The sequence below is a fragment of the Aridibaculum aurantiacum genome, from assembly GCF_017355875.1.
In the GTDB taxonomy this organism is placed as follows: domain Bacteria; phylum Bacteroidota; class Bacteroidia; order Chitinophagales; family Chitinophagaceae; genus Segetibacter; species Segetibacter aurantiacus.
The window spans coordinates 844,050-863,072 of sequence record NZ_JAFEWC010000001.1 but is presented as its reverse complement, the minus strand read 5'-3'; the positions used below and the strand labels follow the sequence as shown (position 1 = coordinate 863,072).

General features: G+C 42.3%; 11 protein-coding genes. All 11 read right to left on the bottom strand.

Translation table 11 applies throughout. The features are described 5' to 3' along the window. Positions 1-140: 140 nt before the first annotated feature. The gene (locus tag J4N22_RS03640) at positions 141-857 is read right to left on the bottom strand and encodes a DUF3826 domain-containing protein (protein ID WP_242692047.1); all 717 of its coding nucleotides are present in this window, start codon (positions 855-857) and stop codon (positions 141-143) included. Positions 858-873: 16 nt separating this feature from the next. Then, positions 874-3,633, bottom strand: a complete 2,760-nt coding sequence (locus J4N22_RS03635; protein ID WP_242692046.1) for an alpha-L-rhamnosidase — start codon at positions 3,631-3,633, stop codon at positions 874-876. A gap of 108 nt (positions 3,634-3,741) precedes the next feature. Continuing rightward, positions 3,742-6,627: a glycoside hydrolase family 2 protein gene (locus tag J4N22_RS03630; RefSeq protein WP_342450920.1), complete on the bottom strand. Its 2,886-nt coding sequence runs from the start codon at positions 6,625-6,627 to the stop codon at positions 3,742-3,744. Between the two features lie 9 nt (positions 6,628-6,636). Further along, positions 6,637-7,965: a sialate O-acetylesterase gene (locus tag J4N22_RS03625; protein WP_207492341.1), complete on the bottom strand. Its 1,329-nt coding sequence runs from the start codon at positions 7,963-7,965 to the stop codon at positions 6,637-6,639. 101 nt (positions 7,966-8,066) lie between these two features. Next, positions 8,067-9,917 (bottom strand): exo-alpha-sialidase, encoded by a 1,851-nt coding sequence (locus J4N22_RS03620; RefSeq protein ID WP_242692045.1) that lies wholly within the window; start codon positions 9,915-9,917, stop codon positions 8,067-8,069. A 156-nt stretch (positions 9,918-10,073) separates the two neighbouring features. Further along, the gene (locus J4N22_RS03615; protein ID WP_207492340.1) at positions 10,074-10,847 is read right to left on the bottom strand and encodes an SGNH/GDSL hydrolase family protein; all 774 of its coding nucleotides are present in this window, start codon (positions 10,845-10,847) and stop codon (positions 10,074-10,076) included. Between the two features lie 79 nt (positions 10,848-10,926). Next, positions 10,927-11,844, bottom strand: a complete 918-nt coding sequence (locus J4N22_RS03610; RefSeq protein ID WP_207492339.1) for a glycoside hydrolase family 43 protein — start codon at positions 11,842-11,844, stop codon at positions 10,927-10,929. Positions 11,845-12,047: 203 nt separating this feature from the next. Beyond that, a complete protein-coding gene (locus tag J4N22_RS03605; RefSeq protein WP_207492338.1) occupies positions 12,048-13,442 on the bottom strand; it encodes a glycoside hydrolase family 140 protein in 1,395 nt (464 codons plus the stop codon). A gap of 8 nt (positions 13,443-13,450) precedes the next feature. Continuing rightward, entirely contained in the window at positions 13,451-16,375 is a 2,925-nt protein-coding gene (locus J4N22_RS03600) for a DUF6298 domain-containing protein (RefSeq protein ID WP_242692044.1), read from the bottom strand. A 220-nt stretch (positions 16,376-16,595) separates the two neighbouring features. Then, positions 16,596-17,204 (bottom strand): DUF3826 domain-containing protein, encoded by a 609-nt coding sequence (locus J4N22_RS03595; RefSeq protein ID WP_207492336.1) that lies wholly within the window; start codon positions 17,202-17,204, stop codon positions 16,596-16,598. 78 nt (positions 17,205-17,282) lie between these two features. Then, the gene (locus J4N22_RS03590; RefSeq protein ID WP_207492335.1) at positions 17,283-18,926 is read right to left on the bottom strand and encodes a pectate lyase family protein; all 1,644 of its coding nucleotides are present in this window, start codon (positions 18,924-18,926) and stop codon (positions 17,283-17,285) included. Positions 18,927-19,023: the final 97 nt, after the last annotated feature.

The window sequence follows — 19,023 nt, the reverse complement described above, 5'->3', positions numbered from 1 at the left end:
CCTTTGGAACACTATTAAGCTTCCGTTGCAGCCTGCCCCGTCAGTCTTGCGGGGTCGCACACTTGTACTGAAAGAAGTAATGCAAAATGAAAAAGCGAGAAAACTAAAATTTCTTGCTTTCTCATTTTACATTTTACATTTTATTGATTTGCCTTTTCAGCGGCTGCTTTATCTGCTGCTTTCTTAGCTTTCAATGCATCTGTATATTCTTTGTACATCTGTCTCCAGCTACGGCCATTGTTATTCAAGAACTGCTCACTCTTTGTCTTATAGATCTCGAAGATGGCAGATATCTGGTTCATGTTCTTATAATCAACAGCCTGCTCACGTGCCTGCTTCAGGTAGCCAAGAATGGTTGCTTCTTCTTTCTCTGTCATGTTAGGAACGATCTCTTTATAAGCCTTCATGGTAAACGCTACTTTACCAATGGTGTATTTATCAAGAATCGCTTCTACTTGCTCTTCTGTAAGATCTTTACGGAGTCCATTCATCAGGTTCTCATGAACTGATTTAGGCATTGCTGAATTAGCAATGATTTGCCTGTCAAGATCGCTTAGCTTATTGCCTGTAACAGGGTTTATACCTGCCGGAACAGTAGCAGGCGGATGTTCATTATGCCAGTCGCGAATAGTTTTTAGATGAGTTGCAATCACAGCCTGTACCCTTGCTTCTTTAGCAGCATCATTCAGGCTAAGACTCTTTACCCACTCATCAGCTTTCTTATCTAAACCTTCATCAGATTTTAATTTTGCCTCCGCAGCTTTTGCTTCCGGAGTAACTGTAGTGGATTGACTATATACTGCATTGCCAAAGACAACTGCAGCAAGGACCATTGAAGAAACGATGAACTTTTTCATATAGAAAACTTGTTTTTCATTGTTTACCAGCGAATTGATATTGACCACTTCCAACTTCAAAAACTGCCCTGTCTCCTTCCATTCTTAAAAACTTCACTCCTTCCACTGCAGTTGCTTTTTTACCATTTTCTGTTACCTGTTCTGCAGATGCCGCAGGAATATAAACTTCTGCAGTTGTATTGCCAGGCACTGTTATATTCCATGTAAATGTTTTACCATTTTTCTTCCAATCACTCTTCACCATACCATGCAATGAATGATAAGAAGCTTTAGCATAAGATAATCCATCGATCATTGCGGGCTTCATTTCTACCTTTTTGAATGCAGGTTCAGCCGCTTTGATTCCACCTAAATTCTCATAGTACCAAACGATTAAATCACCCAGCAACATCACGTGGTTTTGTGAATTCATCCTTGGATTAGCTGTATTGCCATTCCATAATTCCCAGATAGTAGTAGCACCATTTCCAGCCATATAACCCCAGCTTGGATAGGTGCGGTTGCTAGCCAATTTGTAAGCAATATCACCACGACCATTGTATGTCAACCAACGCATCAGCCACTGAGTTCCTATAACACCGGTGCTGATATGACCGTTGTTATCAACCATGATCTTGTCAACAATATTTTTAAACACTGCATCACTTGCTCCTTCTGGTATCATATTGAAAGCTAAGGGTAGTATGTTAGCAGTAACCGTGTTGTTGCCGTACTGCTTCTTCTCGCTATCAAAATAAGTTTTGTTGAAAGTGCTCTTGATGTTGGCCATCAATGCATCATATTCCTTGATATCTTCCTGTTTACCTAACAGGTTAGCAAACTTCTTCATCACCTGCAGCATGTGGTAATATGTAGCTGTTGATAGAAGTTTAGGATCAGTGATACGACTTGAATCTTTTGCATGGATTAAATGTGGCGCTTCAGGTGGAACACACCAATCACCATAACTGTCTTTGGTGACGATGTAGTTCTTCATGTACTTATCCTGCATATAGTTCAGCCACTTTTTCATCGGGCTGTAATGCTTCCTTACACTCTCAACATCGCCAAACTGGTTGTAAACCATTTCAGCAACCTTCAGGTAAGTACCGGGCCATGTAACACCATCTTTGTAATAGAACCAAAAGTTAGGAGCAACATCAGGAATACTTCCTTCCGGAGTTTGCGATTCCTGTATATCATCCAGCCATTTTGCATACATTTTCGAGTTATCAAAAATGAAGCTCTCGCCGTACGCTCCCATGAAACGATCACCTAACCATGGTTGACGTTCATCACGCTGCGGACAATCTACAGGCATGCCTTTGTAGTTATCCAATATGCCCCAATACGCATTTTTATAAACCTGGTTAATTGTTCTGTCAGATGTCTCAAATGAGCCAATGGTCTTCATATCGTCATACACCACTTCACCTACAAAATCTTCTGCCTTTGGCTTACCAGGATAGCCAGTTATTTCAACATACCTGAATCCATGATATACAAATCGTGGTGCCCATGTTTCAACGCCTTCACCTTTTAAAGTATAGATATCTGTTACTAATGCATCGCGCAGGTTGTCCATGTACAATTGACCGTCAGGTTTCAAACTTTCAGCAAAACGAAGTTTTACTTTTTGACCACGCTTGCCCTTTACATTCATCTTTATCCACCCTGCTATGTTTTGGCCGAGGTCCAATATGTAAACGCCTTTTGAAGGTTCTTTGATCGACACCGGCTTTAGTATTTGCATCACCTTCATGTTCTCATTCATTTGAGCTTCTACATTTCCACCCGGCGCCTCTACCAACTCTGCTTTCAACCACTTGCTGTCATTAAAGCCTACTTTATTCCAACCAGGAAATTCTTTTGTTGCATCATATTCTTCCCCGTCATACTCATTGTTAGTTCTGATGGGTCCGTCTGCAGTTACTTTCCACGTATCATCACTTACCACTGTTTGCTTGCTGCCATCTTTATACTCAACCTCCAACTGTAACAACATTTTAGGATACCCGAAGTTGTGCCACTTGTGCGGCTTGTATTGCTGGCGCATGGTGTAAAAACGACCATTTCCTAATGTAGTAGCAATGGCGTTCTTTCCCTGCTTCACATGATTGGTAACATCGAAAGTGTTGTACTTAACCGTCTTTGAATAATCAGTAGGTCCGGGCGCCAATACCTGGTCGCCTATCTTGTTGCCATTGATGTATAACTCGTATATACCAAGACCGCTGATATAAGCAGTAGCTTTCTTTACTTCTTTCGGTGCTGCAAATTCTTTGCGGAAATAACGTGCTGACAAACGAGACATTTTTGTGATGGTATCCCAGGGAAAGTACTTATCCAGCCCTGTCCATTTTGCCTGCCAGTCATTCTCATTCATCAGGCCAACGGTGAACTTTGCAGGACTGCTATAAGCACCTTCACCTTTGTTGGTCCAAACTTTCACCTTCCAGTAAGCTTCGGTCCTGCTTTGTAATGGATTGCCAGCATAAGGCACATGAATAGATCGATCAGAATTTACCTTGCCAGAGTTCCATAAATCAGCCTTGCCTGCTGCAAGATCAGCCGCAGAAGAAGCTACAAGAATTTGATATGCTTGTTGTACAATTCCTCTCTGCTCACCTGTTACTTCCCAGCTAAACCTTGGAGCCGATGCATCAATACCAATAGGGTTTACCAACAGTTCAGTCCGCAGGTTTCCTGTTTGTATGGTTGAAACAACTTTACCTCTAAAAGCAATCAAGCTTAAAGAAGTAACTATCACCAGCATCGTTAGAAATCTCACGTTCATAATCTCGTATTTATAGAAACCAATAATTCAAAATGAAAAATGTAAAATGAAAAAGGGATCCTACACATTCTGGTTTTACATTTTGCATTTTACATTTTGCATTTGCCCTTACCTAAAATCAAAATACAGCACCATTTTCAGCGCACGGCCCGGGTCCTTTTCATAGTCATAGAAAATATACTTCTGCCCCATTGGACCGGTTGTTTCGTTGCCTTGTGTCTTACTGCCTATGCTGCTGATACCATGCATAAACGATATATCTCCTGACGGGAATATAGGTTCGTAATTGTGCCATTGATCCGTTTTCCATGCAGGTGTGAAAAGCCTGAAGAACAAGCCTTCGTTCTCTGTATAAACAGTAAAGGGTTGAGTGGTTGTAATAAACTTCACCCAGTACATATTCGAATGATAACCCTTGAACTCTGGATAATTCCATTGCTCGCCAGTTTCTGTGTTGTTGTATGTCTTGTTCCAGATACCGAAGCGGTTTCCTTTCAGCCTGTTCTTCCAAACTCGGTAAGGTCCATCGCCCATATACTCCACACCCTTCATTTGACTTTCAGGGAAAGAGAAATTTACACCAACCATACTGGTAAACATCTGTGCAGGGAAGTATTTTACCTGCATCTTAACAATACCAGTAGGATATACTCTCCACTCCAAAGTATTGTAGCTATTCTTCCTGTCAAATGTGGAAGCAATAACAAGTGTATCACCATCGAAACGTTGTGTGAAGTTTTTGAAGTTGGTAGCACCTTCCTCTATCACAGGTCCATTTGTAAAAGGTATATTATTCTTAATATTCTGTACACTTACAAGGCTTCCGTTCTGCTTATTGATCCGAACGGTAACACCATTAGCAGAGGCTATGAATACAGTATCTTGTTCGCTGACCTGTACTTTATTATTTGCTTTTAGTGGCACCAAAGTCTTTACTACTTCTGCAGGACGGCTAATTGGAAAACTCCATGTGAAGATTTCATTTTTACCAGGACCAAAGGCCGTTACATACAATACATCATATTGATTCCAGTTACTCGGTAAAGGAATTTGTATGCTACCCTTCTCTGATGGTTTTAAATTTGGTGCTGTAATAACACCTTTGATTGGTTGCTTCTTCTTATCTATTAAGCTATTAAAGGAGTAAGTAAAACTGCATTGATTGGTATTGGTAAAATGGTAGCGGTTCTCAATGTTAAGCTTACCATTGAACCCTTCCGCTATCTCTCTGCGCTCAATGAAGATCGGGCTCCAAACTTCTTTGATGGTGTAGTAGCTGCCTTCTTTTTCTCTGTATGGACCAACAATACCATCTGCGCCCCTGTGCTTATCTGTATCAAGTGAGTCATAAAGGTCTCTACGTACTACTGCCTGGTCTTGAAAATCCCAAAGAAAACCACCTGCACTTAACGGGTCGTGCCACATCATATGCCAGTAATCTTCTAAGCCTGCACCATGACCACCATCGTACTGCCCATGCAAAAACTCAGTAGGCATCACTATTTCGCGGCCATTGTTGTAATTGCCAATGCCATAGTTGTACTGGCGATAGTGTTGTGTTTCTATGCCGCCAAACAACTGCCATGGATGCACAACAGGACGTTTTTGTATATCGTATGCTGTGAATAGACTATCCAGTTCCAGGTTATGTCCACCTTCATTTCCATTTGCCCAAATTATGATGCTCGGATGATTGACATCATGATCGATCATCTCCTTTAGCAACTTGCTACCAGTCTTTGTATCGTAGTTGCCATGCCAGCCGGCCAGTTCATCCATTACAAACAAACCAAGCGAATCACATACATCCAGGAAATGATCGTCGGGTGGATAATGCGCCATGCGAACAGCATTCATATTCATATCCTTCATCATCAATACATCATCAATGCTGATCTGCTTACTGGTCGTCCTTCCGCTTTCAGGATGAAATGAATGCCTGTTCACGCCTTTCATTTTCACCTTCACGCCATTCACATATATACCATCACGCTGTTTTACTTCTACTGTGCGAAAGCCAAATCGTTGTTTGATCGTATGAATAACTTTGCCTTTATCAAGCAGGTTTACCTGTACGTAATAGAGGTTAGGTGTTTCAGGCGTCCATTGTTTTGCATTGGGTAAAACTGTCTGTATGATGACTGATGTGTCACCACGCTTGATTGCTTTGGTAAAAGCTGCACCTACAGGCTTACCACCTGTTGTCATCAGTTGCCCCAATACTGCATTTGCAGTAGATGCTTTTACATCAACATTAGCCTTGAAGCTACCATCAGCTTTTGCATCGATAGCAATATGATTGATATGTTGCTTAGAAAGTACTTCCAGATAAACCGGCCTGAAGATGCCGCCAAAGATCCAGAAGTCAGCTTTACGCTCAGCTTCATTCACAGATTGATTGGATGAATGCTTTGCAACTGTTACTTCTAATAGATTATCTCCCTCTTTCAATAACGGTGTAATGTCATATTTGAAAGCATAAAAAGCACCCTGGTGAATTGGTCCTGCAGGTTGACCATTTACTTTTACTTCAGCATCAGTCATTACACCTTCAAACACAAGGTTTACCTGCTTGGTTTTGTAATTAGCTGGTGCATTAAATGTGTACTTGTACAAGCCTTGCTCTTTACCGCGTACAGTGTCTTTTGCAAAACCATAATCATATTTTCCAAACCCGTGTAATTCCCAGTTGGAAGGGACAGGGATTGTGGTCCACTTTCCAGCGTTTTTTCCTGCTGTTACATAGAACTGCCAATCAACTGTATGATCTTTACCTGTACCCGATAAATAAATTTTTTGGGTTTGCTGGGCGGAGAGCAGTGCAAAATGAAAAATGAAAAATGAAAAAATAAAGAGAGGCTTGATGTTGAGTTGCTGAATAGAAAAATTATTGCACAAGTGTGCGACGCAACAAAGGTTCAACCTGAGCTCCTGTTGCTGGTTATCCAAAAATTTCTTTACAAAATGAATGATATTTTTAAATCCAGTCTTCACTATACTTCCTTATTTTTTAGCTGTTGATTGATTAGGACGATCGGTTCTGAAAGGCACAGCAGGCAGGCCGGCCTTGTTGTATAAATTGGGTTGCGCGGCTTCGTGCCATGCAAAGCGAACATGCACAGGCGCAGTAAGCGTGGAAGATGAAACAATGATCTTGTTGCCTTTGATCACTGCATCGGCAGGAACAAATTTGCCATCAGCACCAGCAATGGTGAACCATGTAAGCGGTTGGCCATCGCCGCTTTGTAATCCTTCTGCATGATCAAATGCAAGTTCAATTTTATTTCCCTTAATGCTCATGCGCTTATAGGTTGGACCAGCATACGCGATGTTTTTGCCATAAGTTTTAGCCAGTGCCAGCAGCGCCAGTCGTCTTCCTATTTCCCATTTATAAGTCGGGTGTATGTCATCAATTTTATCTACCAAGTCGGTGGTGATGATCATGCCGGTGTTTGGTAAGTCAAGCGCCTTTGACTGCGCTTCTCTAAACTCTGGTAATGTTTGTTCGTTCAGTCCTTTACCTTTTGAATAGCTATGTGGTGCTATTTGCACAAAGTAGAAAGACGCATTGCTGTTGTTCCAGTGTTTGCGCCAGCTATTGATGAGATGCTTGAATTTATAAGTGTACTCTGTTGTTTCCTTTGAGAAGCAATTGGTTTCACCCTGGTACCATAAAAAACCTTGCAATGTATAAGGAGCCAATGGTTCTATCATACCATTGAAGAACTTGCCAGGCTGCTTCTCATTCATAGCATACGTGTGCTTTATCGTATCCTTTACAATGGTGCCATCAAGCCATGGATCAATAGCGCTACCGCTAACACTTGAAGCGATCATACCAATAGGAACGTTCAGCTCTTCGTATAACTTCCTGGCGAAATAATAACCTGGTGCTGAGAAATCTTTCAGGTATGTGATCTCTGTTTCGTTCCACCCTTTGTTTACATTAGCTCCATCTGGTTTAGTCAAATCGCGCCTAACCAAAAAAAGACGAATATTTTTATTACGCTCATTGGCTGTAGCAGCACTATCCATTCCCTGGCTTCTTACAGCGTTGGCAAACTTGCTGCTTTTAGCCATAGAAAACTCCATGTTAGACTGACCGGAGCAAAGCCAGACTTCACCAACTAAAATATTATTTAGCGTAATGGTGTTGCTACTAGCAATGGTCATGGATGCAGGTGTTGCCGATGCAGGCATGGCATTAAGATGAACCATCCATTTACCATTGGCATCAGCTACAGTTTGTTTTGTTTGCTTACCAAATGTTACCGTTACGTTTTCTCCTGCTGTTGCTTTGCCCCAAATGGCTACCGGTTTGTTTCGTTGCAAAACCATATTGCTTCCTATCACTTTAGGCAAAGTAATTTCTGCTGAAGCTTGCAACACAAACAACAGCATTATTAAGAAACAATATGATCTGCGATTGAACACTACTTACTTGATGTTTTGAATGATGTGATGTAATAAGCTGCTTCCTGGTCTTTTTCACCTGCATTAGGCAACTTATCGTGCATAGGATCTGTAGGTGTATCAGCATCAGGAAAGCGACGTACTTCGCCTGTACGGAATACAACACGTTCAATACTATCCAATGGCGCAAAGAATAATCCTGCAGGTACATTCTTTCCATTGACTGTAGTAGAATAAAAACGTGTTGCAGTGTTTAATTCAATATGAATGTTCAGCGGTTCATTCGCATTGTAAGTAGTCAAACGCCTGTCGCGGTAACCAGCTTTGGTCATTAAGTTGCCGGCAGTATCAAGCATCAAACGCACACCCGCATTACCCTTAGCATTTTGAAATTCAATGTGTAATGTTCCGTTCTTATTTTGTTGTGGTATCACAGTAAACTCAGCAACCAATCTTTTACTTGCAGGTACTACCCTTTCTGCTTTTGCAAAATCATACCTGTCCCAATCTCTAAGCACCAATGCTCTTTTACCATCTGCAGCTTTTTCAATTCTGGTAGGTGCCCATTGCAAGCTGTAGATGTTCCAAAGCTCCAGCTCTTTGCCTTGCGGCATCTGGTCGAACACTTCGTTTGGATGTTCATTCACCTTGTCTTTTACAGGAACAGGAATAGAGCTTACCCACATGTCTTCTTTGTTCATGCTATAGGTCACCCAGGCCTTACCATCGGGTGGTGTACCATTTCCTGCTACTATACCCCGTACGTACTGCGGACCGTACGATTTGTATTCGCCACCATAGCGGATAGGACTGATCTCGCCATGTACCAGTAACAGATTTTTGTAGTCCAATCCATTATCACTAACACTCAAAGCCAATGGCCATCTAAATTCGGAAGGATTATACACGGTCATGAACTTACCATCGGAAGTTCTTTGTCCCCAGATCTTGGCATTGCTGTTTACAAATCCAGGCGCTCTGGTTGCATTGGTAGGCCATGATTTTCCATTATCGTTACTGATAGCAGTTAATGCATTTTTCCAAAGACCTACTACTCTTCCATCGTTCAAATGATAAAAGCTAAACGCCTTGTATTCTTTCTTCAAAGGAATTAAGGGATCATCACGGTCTGCTTCTTCATTCCATTGTTGCGTAATCAGCGGATTAGCCAACACTTCATTACAAGCTTCAATAAATCCTTTGTCTTTGCTCTTAGTATAGAAAGGATACTGCGTATTCTTTTCGTTGAATTTCTTGTTGTAGCGGATAAAATAAATAGGACCAAACGAACCATCTTTATAGATCTCACGCACTACACGACCAATGCCCAATCCATCATTCGGATCATCCTTCACACCAACTATTAATCCATAGTAAGCAAAGGCTAACAACCTGTTCTTCTTAGACACATGAAAGCCCATGCGCTGGTGATTTACCGAATACATATCCTTTGCTACCTCAGGACGTCCTTCCTTGGTAGTACCATCTGGTATCTTATATACAGGAAATGCTACCACAGGTTTCGTCCAGTTATAACCATCCTTCGATGAAAGGATGAATGTTTGTCCCGGCGGCACATGCTCACCTCTTGGATTGCTCAGGTACTCCACATAAAATGTGTTGTTCCAGTAAGCGATCATCGGCGCATGGTTGTAAGTCCAGCCAAAGCCTTCTGCTAATTCAGGATGTTCACGATTAGCACGAAATATCTGGATGTTATGAACACCAACCGCAGGGCTTAACTGCCCATGATGATAATCCACATTTACCAAAGTATTACCCGTATATCGCACTGTATCCTGCGCATTAGCCGAAGCCATTGCACCAACACACATTCCTATACCTGCTATCTTATTCAACCAATTCTTCATTGTTATTTTTTATGTTACCAGCTACAGTTTTTCATAGCATCATCGTTGCGTCGCACACTTGAACAGGAAGTCAAATTTGAACAATGCAAAATGAAAAATGTAAAATGTAAAAGAGAAAAACTCTTTTTATCATTCATCGTTTGTAGTTCATCATTTTTACACCTTGACTGTCTCCAACCACGCCTCGGCCATTAATCTTGCACCAGCTAAACTTGGATGTACACCATCATGTGTCCAGTAAACACCCGGTGCTTTTTGTTGTGCTTTATCATACACGCTTTGATAAGGAATGAACACTGCATCATACTGATCAGCTACTTCACGCGCTGCAGCACGGTATTCATTGAATTCAGGATACCATTTATCGTCAACAGCTTTGATACCTGTAACAGCAAAAGGTTCACCTATGATCAGCTTCACATCAGGCAGCGCTTGCTTTGTACGATCCAGTAGTTTTTTATAATCATCCCTGTAAACCTTTACAGTGCCGTCATACCTACCGTTTAGCTTATGCCAAAAGTCATTAACTCCAATCAATATGCTTAGCACCGTTGGCTTTAGATCTATAGCATCTTTATCCCACCGCTCTGCTAGTTGGTAAACTTTATTTCCGCTAATTCCTTTGTTATAGATCTTCAGATTTTTATCACCGGCCCGATATAATAGCTCAGAAGCAGCAATCAATGCATAACCATTACCAAAAGCACCAGCTGTGTTGTAGTTCATATCATCTTTCTTTCTGCCACTGTCCGTTATTGAATCACCCTGGAACAGGATCACATCATCTTTTTCAATCCTGATCTTCTTCTTTAGCCTGGTAGCATTTTCACCTTCAAATGCTGCAGATACGATAGAAGGAAGGGCAAGGCCAAATGCACCTGCCAAAGATGTATTCCTGATAAAACTTCTTCTTGAATTTTTATTGTCCATTGATTGCTTGTTTCTGATTTCTTGTTCCTAGTTTCTAGTTTCTATTTTCTAGTTACTGGTTATCTCCTTTTGAAATGCTTTATTTCTTTTCTGCTGCCGCTTTCAAAAGTCCTTTCAAGATCTTTTTATTGGTCATGAAGATAGTTCCGTGCTTATGAGCTTCGGGAACTTTTACCTCTTTAGTAACATCTGTAAAGTTGATAAAGTCTTTTGTTTTCATGGCCCCATAGATCTTGTCCCTGTATTGATCGTAGTAGATGATATAACCATCATCAACTTTGGCTACAGCAGGACCTTCAGTAAAATTTGGCGTAAATGGCGCAGATGGTTTTGTATAAGGACCTAAAGGGTCTTTTGCAAAAGCGATCTTAATATTCCTTTCTGGTCTTGTATTGTCTTTTAACACAAGTACATAGTCATCTTTGCCTCGCTTTACGATTACACAATCAATAACACTGAAACCAGGATCAAGAAAAAGTTTTGTATCACTGAATGTTTTGAAATCTTTCGTAGTTACATAATACATGCGATGATTATTCTCTTCTTCTTCAATACCACGTTCAAAACGATGCGGAATAGTAGAAGCCCAGATAATAATGAACTGGTCTCTCTCATCATCGTAGAACAACTCAGGCGCCCATACATTTACTGTTGTTGCCTCATGAGTCATTACAGGTAGTGCTCTTTGTTCAGTCCAGTTGATAAGGTCTTTAGAAGATGCATAACCGAATGTTTTGCTACCCTTCCAAGCTGAAGTAAACACCAGGTGGAATGTACCATCAGGACCCTGAACAATTGATGGATCACGCATCACCTTTTGATCCAATTCTGGCTTCAGAAATGTACTATCAATCCTTGTCCAGTTAACGCCATCATAACTGTATAAAAATCGAAGTCCTTCGTTAGCCGGTTCTTTAAAAGAGCTAAACATGTACACCTTCTTACCGCAAGAGCTCAGTGCAACTACTGCAAATAATATTGTAAACCATCTCTTCATTTCATCAACTGCTATTTGAGGCTAAAGCCTCTTTTGTTATCTGATTTTTTTTCCTCGCCCTGAAGGACGAGGCAATTGATTTGTTCTATCTCTAAAATGCCGAGGCAATTGACATTTATCCGATCATCAATTGCCGCATCATTGCCCTGCCTAATTGCCCGGCCCAATTGCCCTGCCCTTTAGGGCAGGGGGATCATGGAACATTATAAACTCTCTAACACCAACACCCAATCATTTCCCTCTGCGGGTTTACCCGGAGGATTGAATTTGCGGGTGCCTTTATTTGAAACTGTTTTCAACAAAGTTGATTGCCCGTTCTTTGGATTGTACCATGAAGCCTTCACTTTATCTCCATTAACCTTACCCATGTTTACCTTGAAATTCTTGCCGGTGTAGGTGTAGATAAAAGCATAGTCTTTTCCACGTGTTGCCAGCAGGTAGTCATACTTCTCACCCTGCTTTCCTGCAATCAAGCTTTGATCAGGAACACGATCAAAATAAGGTTTAGAAAGAATGAGATTTTTTACATGAACCATCTGCGCTGCACCACTATCATTGAGGGCCGCATCCCAATATTTTTTGCTTCCATAAGCGCTTCCTTTATCTGTCGGCTTATGCATCTGCATTACACTGTTGTGTCCGTAAGTATGACCTGCAGCACCAGCAAACACGCTCCAGTATGCATAGCGTCGCATATCGTTGGCATTCCAGTAAGGCTTTGTTGTATCGTGCAGACCATAAGGTATAAGCTCGTACGAAGGTTCACCATCCAGTGTAGGCTTGGTGGGCTTCAAATTATAATCCATGTTGGTGAACTTGTAGTTGTCCGGGCCAAACCGCCACTCTTTCCTGGACGTGTCAAGGTCATAACTTCTATGTCCGCTTTGGTACATGTTGAAATCCAGCCACTCTTCATTGTGAAACCACTGGCTTGATGTAGTACGTCCAAACGGATGAAAAGTGATCAGGTGATTAGGATCATGTTTACGAAGTGTCTCGCCTATGATCTTCCATGTTGCCATAGAATCTGTTCCGTGTATATCACCTCCGTTCAGCCAGATAATATTTGGCTTTTGCTTATAACGCTCAGCCAAAAACTGTGCATAGCTTCTTGCCTCGTCACGACTAACTGAACCTGCTTTTACGTTGCTTCCCCAGATAGGCACCAGCGCCATGTACAGCCCTTTTTGTGCGGCCAGGTCAACCATATAATCTATATGATCCCAATAATCATATTCAGCTTCTACAGCAGGATTGTTACCTGCAGGCGTAACAGGTTTTGCAACACTTTTTCTAACCAGTGCAGAATCACCATAAACATTCTTAGCAGCCACCGTATGAAGCACCATCGCCTGTATAACATTGTAACCTTTAGCGCGCCTGTCTTCCAGGTACTTCTCCGCCTCTTTCCTGTCTAGCTTGCTAAACAACAACCAGCCGGTATCGCCCAACCAAAAGAACGGCTTGCCTTCCTTGTCGGTGAAAAACCTTTTATCAGGTGAAATTTTCAAACCCATGCTGTTACCTACTTGTGCATTTGAACACAACGACACCAGCATACATGCTACTAACAGCTTTAAATAATTACGCTTAATCATCTTCTATTTTATAATGTTGTCAACCATAAAACAGCAGCCCCTTGTTGCGGGCTTGCCAGTTCAAGTGTTTTAACTCCCTGTATATTTCCTTCTTTGAATATTTCTCCGTTGCGAGGATTGATCCAGCGGGCTTTGTAGGTGCCTTTGATATCAAGGTTTGCTTTACCACTATTGGTGTAAACAATGTATTCTTTTTCTCCATTAGCCAATACGTACTGGCCTTCGGTAGAAGCAACAGGCTTCATAGCAGCTGCAGCTTGCAGGAACTGTTGATCAACTTTTGGAATGGTTGGTAACGAACCCCCTGCCATAAATACAGCCCATCCAAAGCCATCACCTCCAGAGTACATAACAGCTTTTGCAGGAAACTTTTTCCTGTACTCGCTAACTGCACGATACACCTGCTCGAAAGATGTACGCCCACCCTTCATTTGACGTGCATGCTGCCGTGGCGCAAGATTTTGCCCACCTTTCGGTGCATAGGCAGTTCCATCTTCCTGGTAATGCCAGTAGCGAATGTCTATTACATCAATTACTGCTGCACGGGCAGGATCAGCGAGTATACTATCCTGCACATCTTTGGTAGTACTTAGTGCTATGATCTGCTGTTTGCCATTTTCCTTTTCCCAACCTTTGATTACATCCACCCAAAACTGCACAAAGTGCAATGGTCCCGTGAACTCCGAACTAATAGTATGAATTACACCATTATTGTTTTTGAAATTGTCTAGGCACTTCCTGATGTAAGCGATGTGCAACTTCCTTCTGACAGGATGATTAACATCGTAGAACTGCTCAGCCATGAACAATCTTTTATCACCGGCATAAGGAACCGGTTCAGGGAAACCAGTGTTGTTGATGTTGTTGGCCGGGCGCCATGGGAAATCTGTATAGTGCGCACCTGCCTCAAGGATGTTATGCTGCATATAGTTCTGGTGAACCAGCAGCAGGCCTTTCTGATCGGCGAGATCAGCAAATGTTTTCAGACGGTTCCAGTACCAGTGGTTGTACTTCGTAAGATCGTATTTACTCAATCCATCCCAAGCCAGTTCTTTACCACTACGTGCAAAAGGCAGCTCATAAAATGGCGCCCATACTTCACCATCCATCCGGCGAATACGTTCATGATCATCGCGACGACGTTCGTACCACAAGCCATAGTTATGCTCCATACCAATGATGTTAGAAGACTTCATGGTATCGGTCAATGCATCAAGATCATCTGTTAAACCCTTTCCTGTTCTGCCGGGTACATAGCGGGTAATATGAGGTCGCATCTTAGGCAGATCTGTAGGCATTATACCACCTGACCACCATTGAACGTCCAGCCTTCTACCCTGCACAAGCGTATTGCCCCGAACGATCAATCCATCCTGGATTTTCATAGCCGGAGCAGAAGCCACCACAGCTGGCTTTTTGATACCAATGTTATCAATGGTAATTACGCCATTCGCCTGTACAGGAATAGGATTGCGTTTCACTGCTTCGTCTATCCAGTCAGAAAGTAGTGAAGCAGGATTAACAGCCTTAGCGGTAAGTGCCATAGCAACAGTCACACTTGGACTACTTGATGCTTCAGATTCTATAGGAAGAAGCTGCGCGTATTTTTGAATTGTATCTCCTAGTCGTTGTGATAATTGTGCATAGAAAAAACTCCTTGGTTGTATATGTTCATTGGAACTTTCCCAGTAACCGTCACCTGAAAACTGCGCCCAGTTTCCAAAAGCCCAGTTATTGGCAGTTGGAGGTTTATAGCTGTCAATACGAGCCGCTGTACTTTGCCAGATCAAACTGTTTGCAGCGCTCCAGCCTGCTCCATTTCCATCAAGACCACGATTGCCAAAACGGATAGCGTTACCATCTACGTTTACAATATCGAACAACACACCTGATGCCCAGCTATCAATTGTACCGCTGAAATTATACGGCAACACCGACTGGCATTGTACAAAAGCATTGGGACCGGGAGCTGCAAATCCAACAGCAAAATCATGGTAACCATTCTCAGCATAACAGCGCTGGAAAAGCGTTTGCTGACCATTGGTGAAAAAGGTATAACGACGCTGGCCTCCTATTTCAGAAACAGGCTCCAACGACTTACAGTCTTCAACAGTTACACGCTTTGCTGTTTCCAACACAGCCACTGCAGATCCTGCAAAATGCTTGAATGTAACCTGTCGTACCCAGGCATCAGCAACATTCTCCATTGTAATTGCCATCCAGCGATGCGCTTCATCTTTTGGATTGATAGCATCATAAGTTGATCGAAGTTGCAAGTTCTCAACACCTACTTTCTCTATCCTACCATTCCACGTAAGCTTTGAAACAGTACCACCACCATAAGTAGTATCTAATGCAGTGGTCAGTGGTACATCCAGTGTGATGGTATTACCATCAACTGCTATAATTTTTCTTTCCCAAAAGATATCTCTTTCACCAGGCTTCCAACCTGTAGAGGAAACACCTCCACCAAAATGACCGGTACCCAATTCACGGATCCACTGAAGGGTACTTGGCCTCCTGATAACAACAAGATCGCCCGACCTTAGATCAGACGTATTTGCAACTGTTAGCTGAGTAGCATTAACTGGTACATATGCATCTGTTATACTTGTCTCCCTTCCTTTTACCTTATCATTTACACCAACAATCTTAATTAGCGTTTCCCTGTCTTTACCTGCACCAACAATCGTAGTTCCATTAGCACCCGCCCCACTACCGCGAAGCACAACACCCGAAGCATTTAACTTCAGTTGTCCTTCTACTGAGTAAATACCTTTTTGCAACAATACAGCGCCGCGAAAGCCATTGGCATCTGCTGGCAGTGAAGCAACAAGATCAAGTGCAGATTGAATACGCGCTGTAGCATCTCCTTTAGTCACCGGAACAACCACCTTTACAGCCACATTCGGGATTCGCTGTTCAGAAGCCATATATCCAGCATACGAGAAATCCGGTACACGATTACCCAACGAATCGGGCGTATAAGCGATCGTTCCCCTACCCGCTATGATAGGACTTGGAGGCTTGGGTGGTTTTTGTGCAAGGAGACTGAAACCATTTAATACTAAGCACGTAATGAGAACCGCCTTTTGTACTTGATGATTTACGGACGACGGGCTATGTCTTATAATTAAGTGTCTAGTCAATTTGTTACTGTTCTTTTGATTTATTGGCCTTTCGTTTCTGTTGTTCGTCTGTTGCCTTTCTTAGATCATAACCTGCTGCTGACAGGAAGTTATTTGCCCTTCCGCGGTACTTAATAAACCATTCTTTTCTTTGGCCAGCTGTTTCTGCATTCATTGCATTGTCTCTTGCCTCACGCAGGTAGGCCATAAGTTGCTCCTTCTGGTAACTGGCAAGATTTGGAAACAGATCGAGGTAGTTGTTATACTCCCTGATCATTCCATTTTCAGTCATTGCATTCTTCAGCGTTTCAATTTGCTCTGCTGTAAGTTCGGTAGAAAGACGACCTAAGAAAACAGCATGCACTTTATTTAACCTACCGTTCGCAGCATCCCATGCACTCCTTCCCCTGAAATTTGAAAGTTCCTTAGTTTCAGCTTTACCCGCACTTTCTACTGCTTTTGCCCTGTCTTTGAAGATAACTTCTAAGCTGTCGAGATGCCGGTTAATGATAGCATTGGTTCTTGATCTTTTTTCAAGATCATTGATACCTAAGGCGTCTACCAATTGTTTAGCCCTGTTTGCTGCTGTACTTGTGGTACCATTGCCATTTAAATGATCTTGACTGAATGCCACCTCACTTAAATAAATTAGTGAAACAAGAAGGCAGAATATGAAGCGGAAAGATTTCATTGAATTATTATTAAGTGAAGCTTATTTAGTGGCAACAGATTTATTAAGATTCACAGGTGGTACAAGACTATTTAAATAAATCTCCAGGTTAGTATAACCATCTGTGTTACCAACCTTACTTGCATCGGCAGCGTTGTTAGGATTTAAACCCATCTTCTTTTCGTAGCTGTCTGGCATACCATCTTTATCTGAGTCTTTGTAAGGTGTGCCTTTGTATTCAGGATAACCACCAACCTGGCTTGGATGCGTGATGATACCTTTTTTGTAAGAGTCTTCAGGAAGACGACGCTTGATAAATTCTTTTCCTATACCAGTTACTGCATCTTCTTTGTAGTAGATCTCTCCAGTTTTTACCGTCTTGATGATACGTGCATCAACAGCATCTCTTTTAGGAAGATTAGCTCCTACATTTTCCAACACATGGTCATATGCTTGTTTTGCAGGAAGGATGGTAACCTTTGCCATTGGCATTGGTTCATTTACACGAATAGCAGCAGTATGTACACCTGCATCTTCATTGTTTCCTACCTGTATACCACCTGCCCAGTTGTCCTGTGTTACCTTATCAAATCCTTCTACTATGTTTCCACTTACGTATGCTTTACCAAAAGCCTGTGCATTGGCTTTATCACGTCCTGACTCTGGCTTCAATATGCGGTGAGCAATAGGCTTATCCAAAGGAGTCATAGGACCTGGCTTATAGTAGTTGTTGATGAAGTTGAAATAAGAGCGATGGTCACCACCATCAGCACTCCTGTTCCACCAGTTGAATACAACATTGTTTACAAAACCAAAATCGCCATACATACCAATAGATGGATTACGGCTGATATTGTTAGCCCAAAGGTTGCGCATGAACGTACTGTTCAAGCCGCCGATGGTACTGCCAAAGGAGTGATTGTAGGTATCTAAACACTCAGAAAAAATAGAGTTTTGTATAGTAACATTTACAGTAGGAAGTTTTTCATTCTTTCCACCACGATCGTATACGTGACGGTACATACTCATGTTCTCATCAAGGCCCCAGCTTGCAGACACATGATCGATCATGATGTTACCAACCGGGTTGCCACCCAATGCATCATCGCGACGGGTAACATCGGTTGCACCACGGCGGAAACGCATATAGCGAATAACCACATCGTGAGTATTGATCCAGACAGACTCACCTGCTATACATACACCATCGCCCGGTGCCGACTGACCAGCAATGGTGATATAAGGTGCACGAATAATAACAGGAGACTTCAGTTGAATGATGCCAGCAACATTGAATACAATGGTACGTGCACCACCCTGCTCACATGCCCAGCGAAAACTTCCTTCACCAGAATCGTTCAGGTTGGTTACAACATACACTTTACCTCCACGACCACCAGGTGTAAAAGCACCACCACCTTCAGCACCTGGAAACGCAGGTATCTTGGCTTGTGGCAGATCCTCTGGCTTCGCCGCCCATGGAATGAAAGGCTTGCCTTTCTTTGCTTCAGCTTCTACTATAGGCAATGCTTTCGCCCATGCTTCATCGCTCAACTTTTCAAAGCGCTTCATTTCTGCATCAGCGGAGTCTTCCAGCGCTTTAGGAATAGTGGGATACTGCCCATTAGCAGTGTTGACCATAGCTAATGCTGCAGCTGCAGCCAGGAATACTTGTAATCTCTTCATGCTAAAATTTTTTTGTAGCCACACAGCTGTTCTCTTATCAGCTTTACTTGCGTCGCACACTTGTACATTATCGTTGTGCACCATGAGGCGCTTATGC

Coding starts and splice junctions, on each gene's coding strand:
- J4N22_RS03640 (WP_242692047.1), bottom strand. CDS start 857: ATGAAAAAGTTCATCGTTTCTTCAATGGTCCTTGCTGCAGTTGTCTTT.
- J4N22_RS03635 (WP_242692046.1), bottom strand. CDS start 3,633: ATGAACGTGAGATTTCTAACGATGCTGGTGATAGTTACTTCTTTAAGC.
- J4N22_RS03620 (WP_242692045.1), bottom strand. CDS start 9,917: ATGAAGAATTGGTTGAATAAGATAGCAGGTATAGGAATGTGTGTTGGT.
- J4N22_RS03615 (WP_207492340.1), bottom strand. CDS start 10,847: ATGGACAATAAAAATTCAAGAAGAAGTTTTATCAGGAATACATCTTTG.
- J4N22_RS03610 (WP_207492339.1), bottom strand. CDS start 11,844: ATGAAGAGATGGTTTACAATATTATTTGCAGTAGTTGCACTGAGCTCT.
- J4N22_RS03605 (WP_207492338.1), bottom strand. CDS start 13,442: ATGATTAAGCGTAATTATTTAAAGCTGTTAGTAGCATGTATGCTGGTG.
- J4N22_RS03600 (WP_242692044.1), bottom strand. CDS start 16,375: ATGGCTTCTGAACAGCGAATCCCGAATGTGGCTGTAAAGGTGGTTGTT.
- J4N22_RS03590 (WP_207492335.1), bottom strand. CDS start 18,926: ATGAAGAGATTACAAGTATTCCTGGCTGCAGCTGCAGCATTAGCTATG.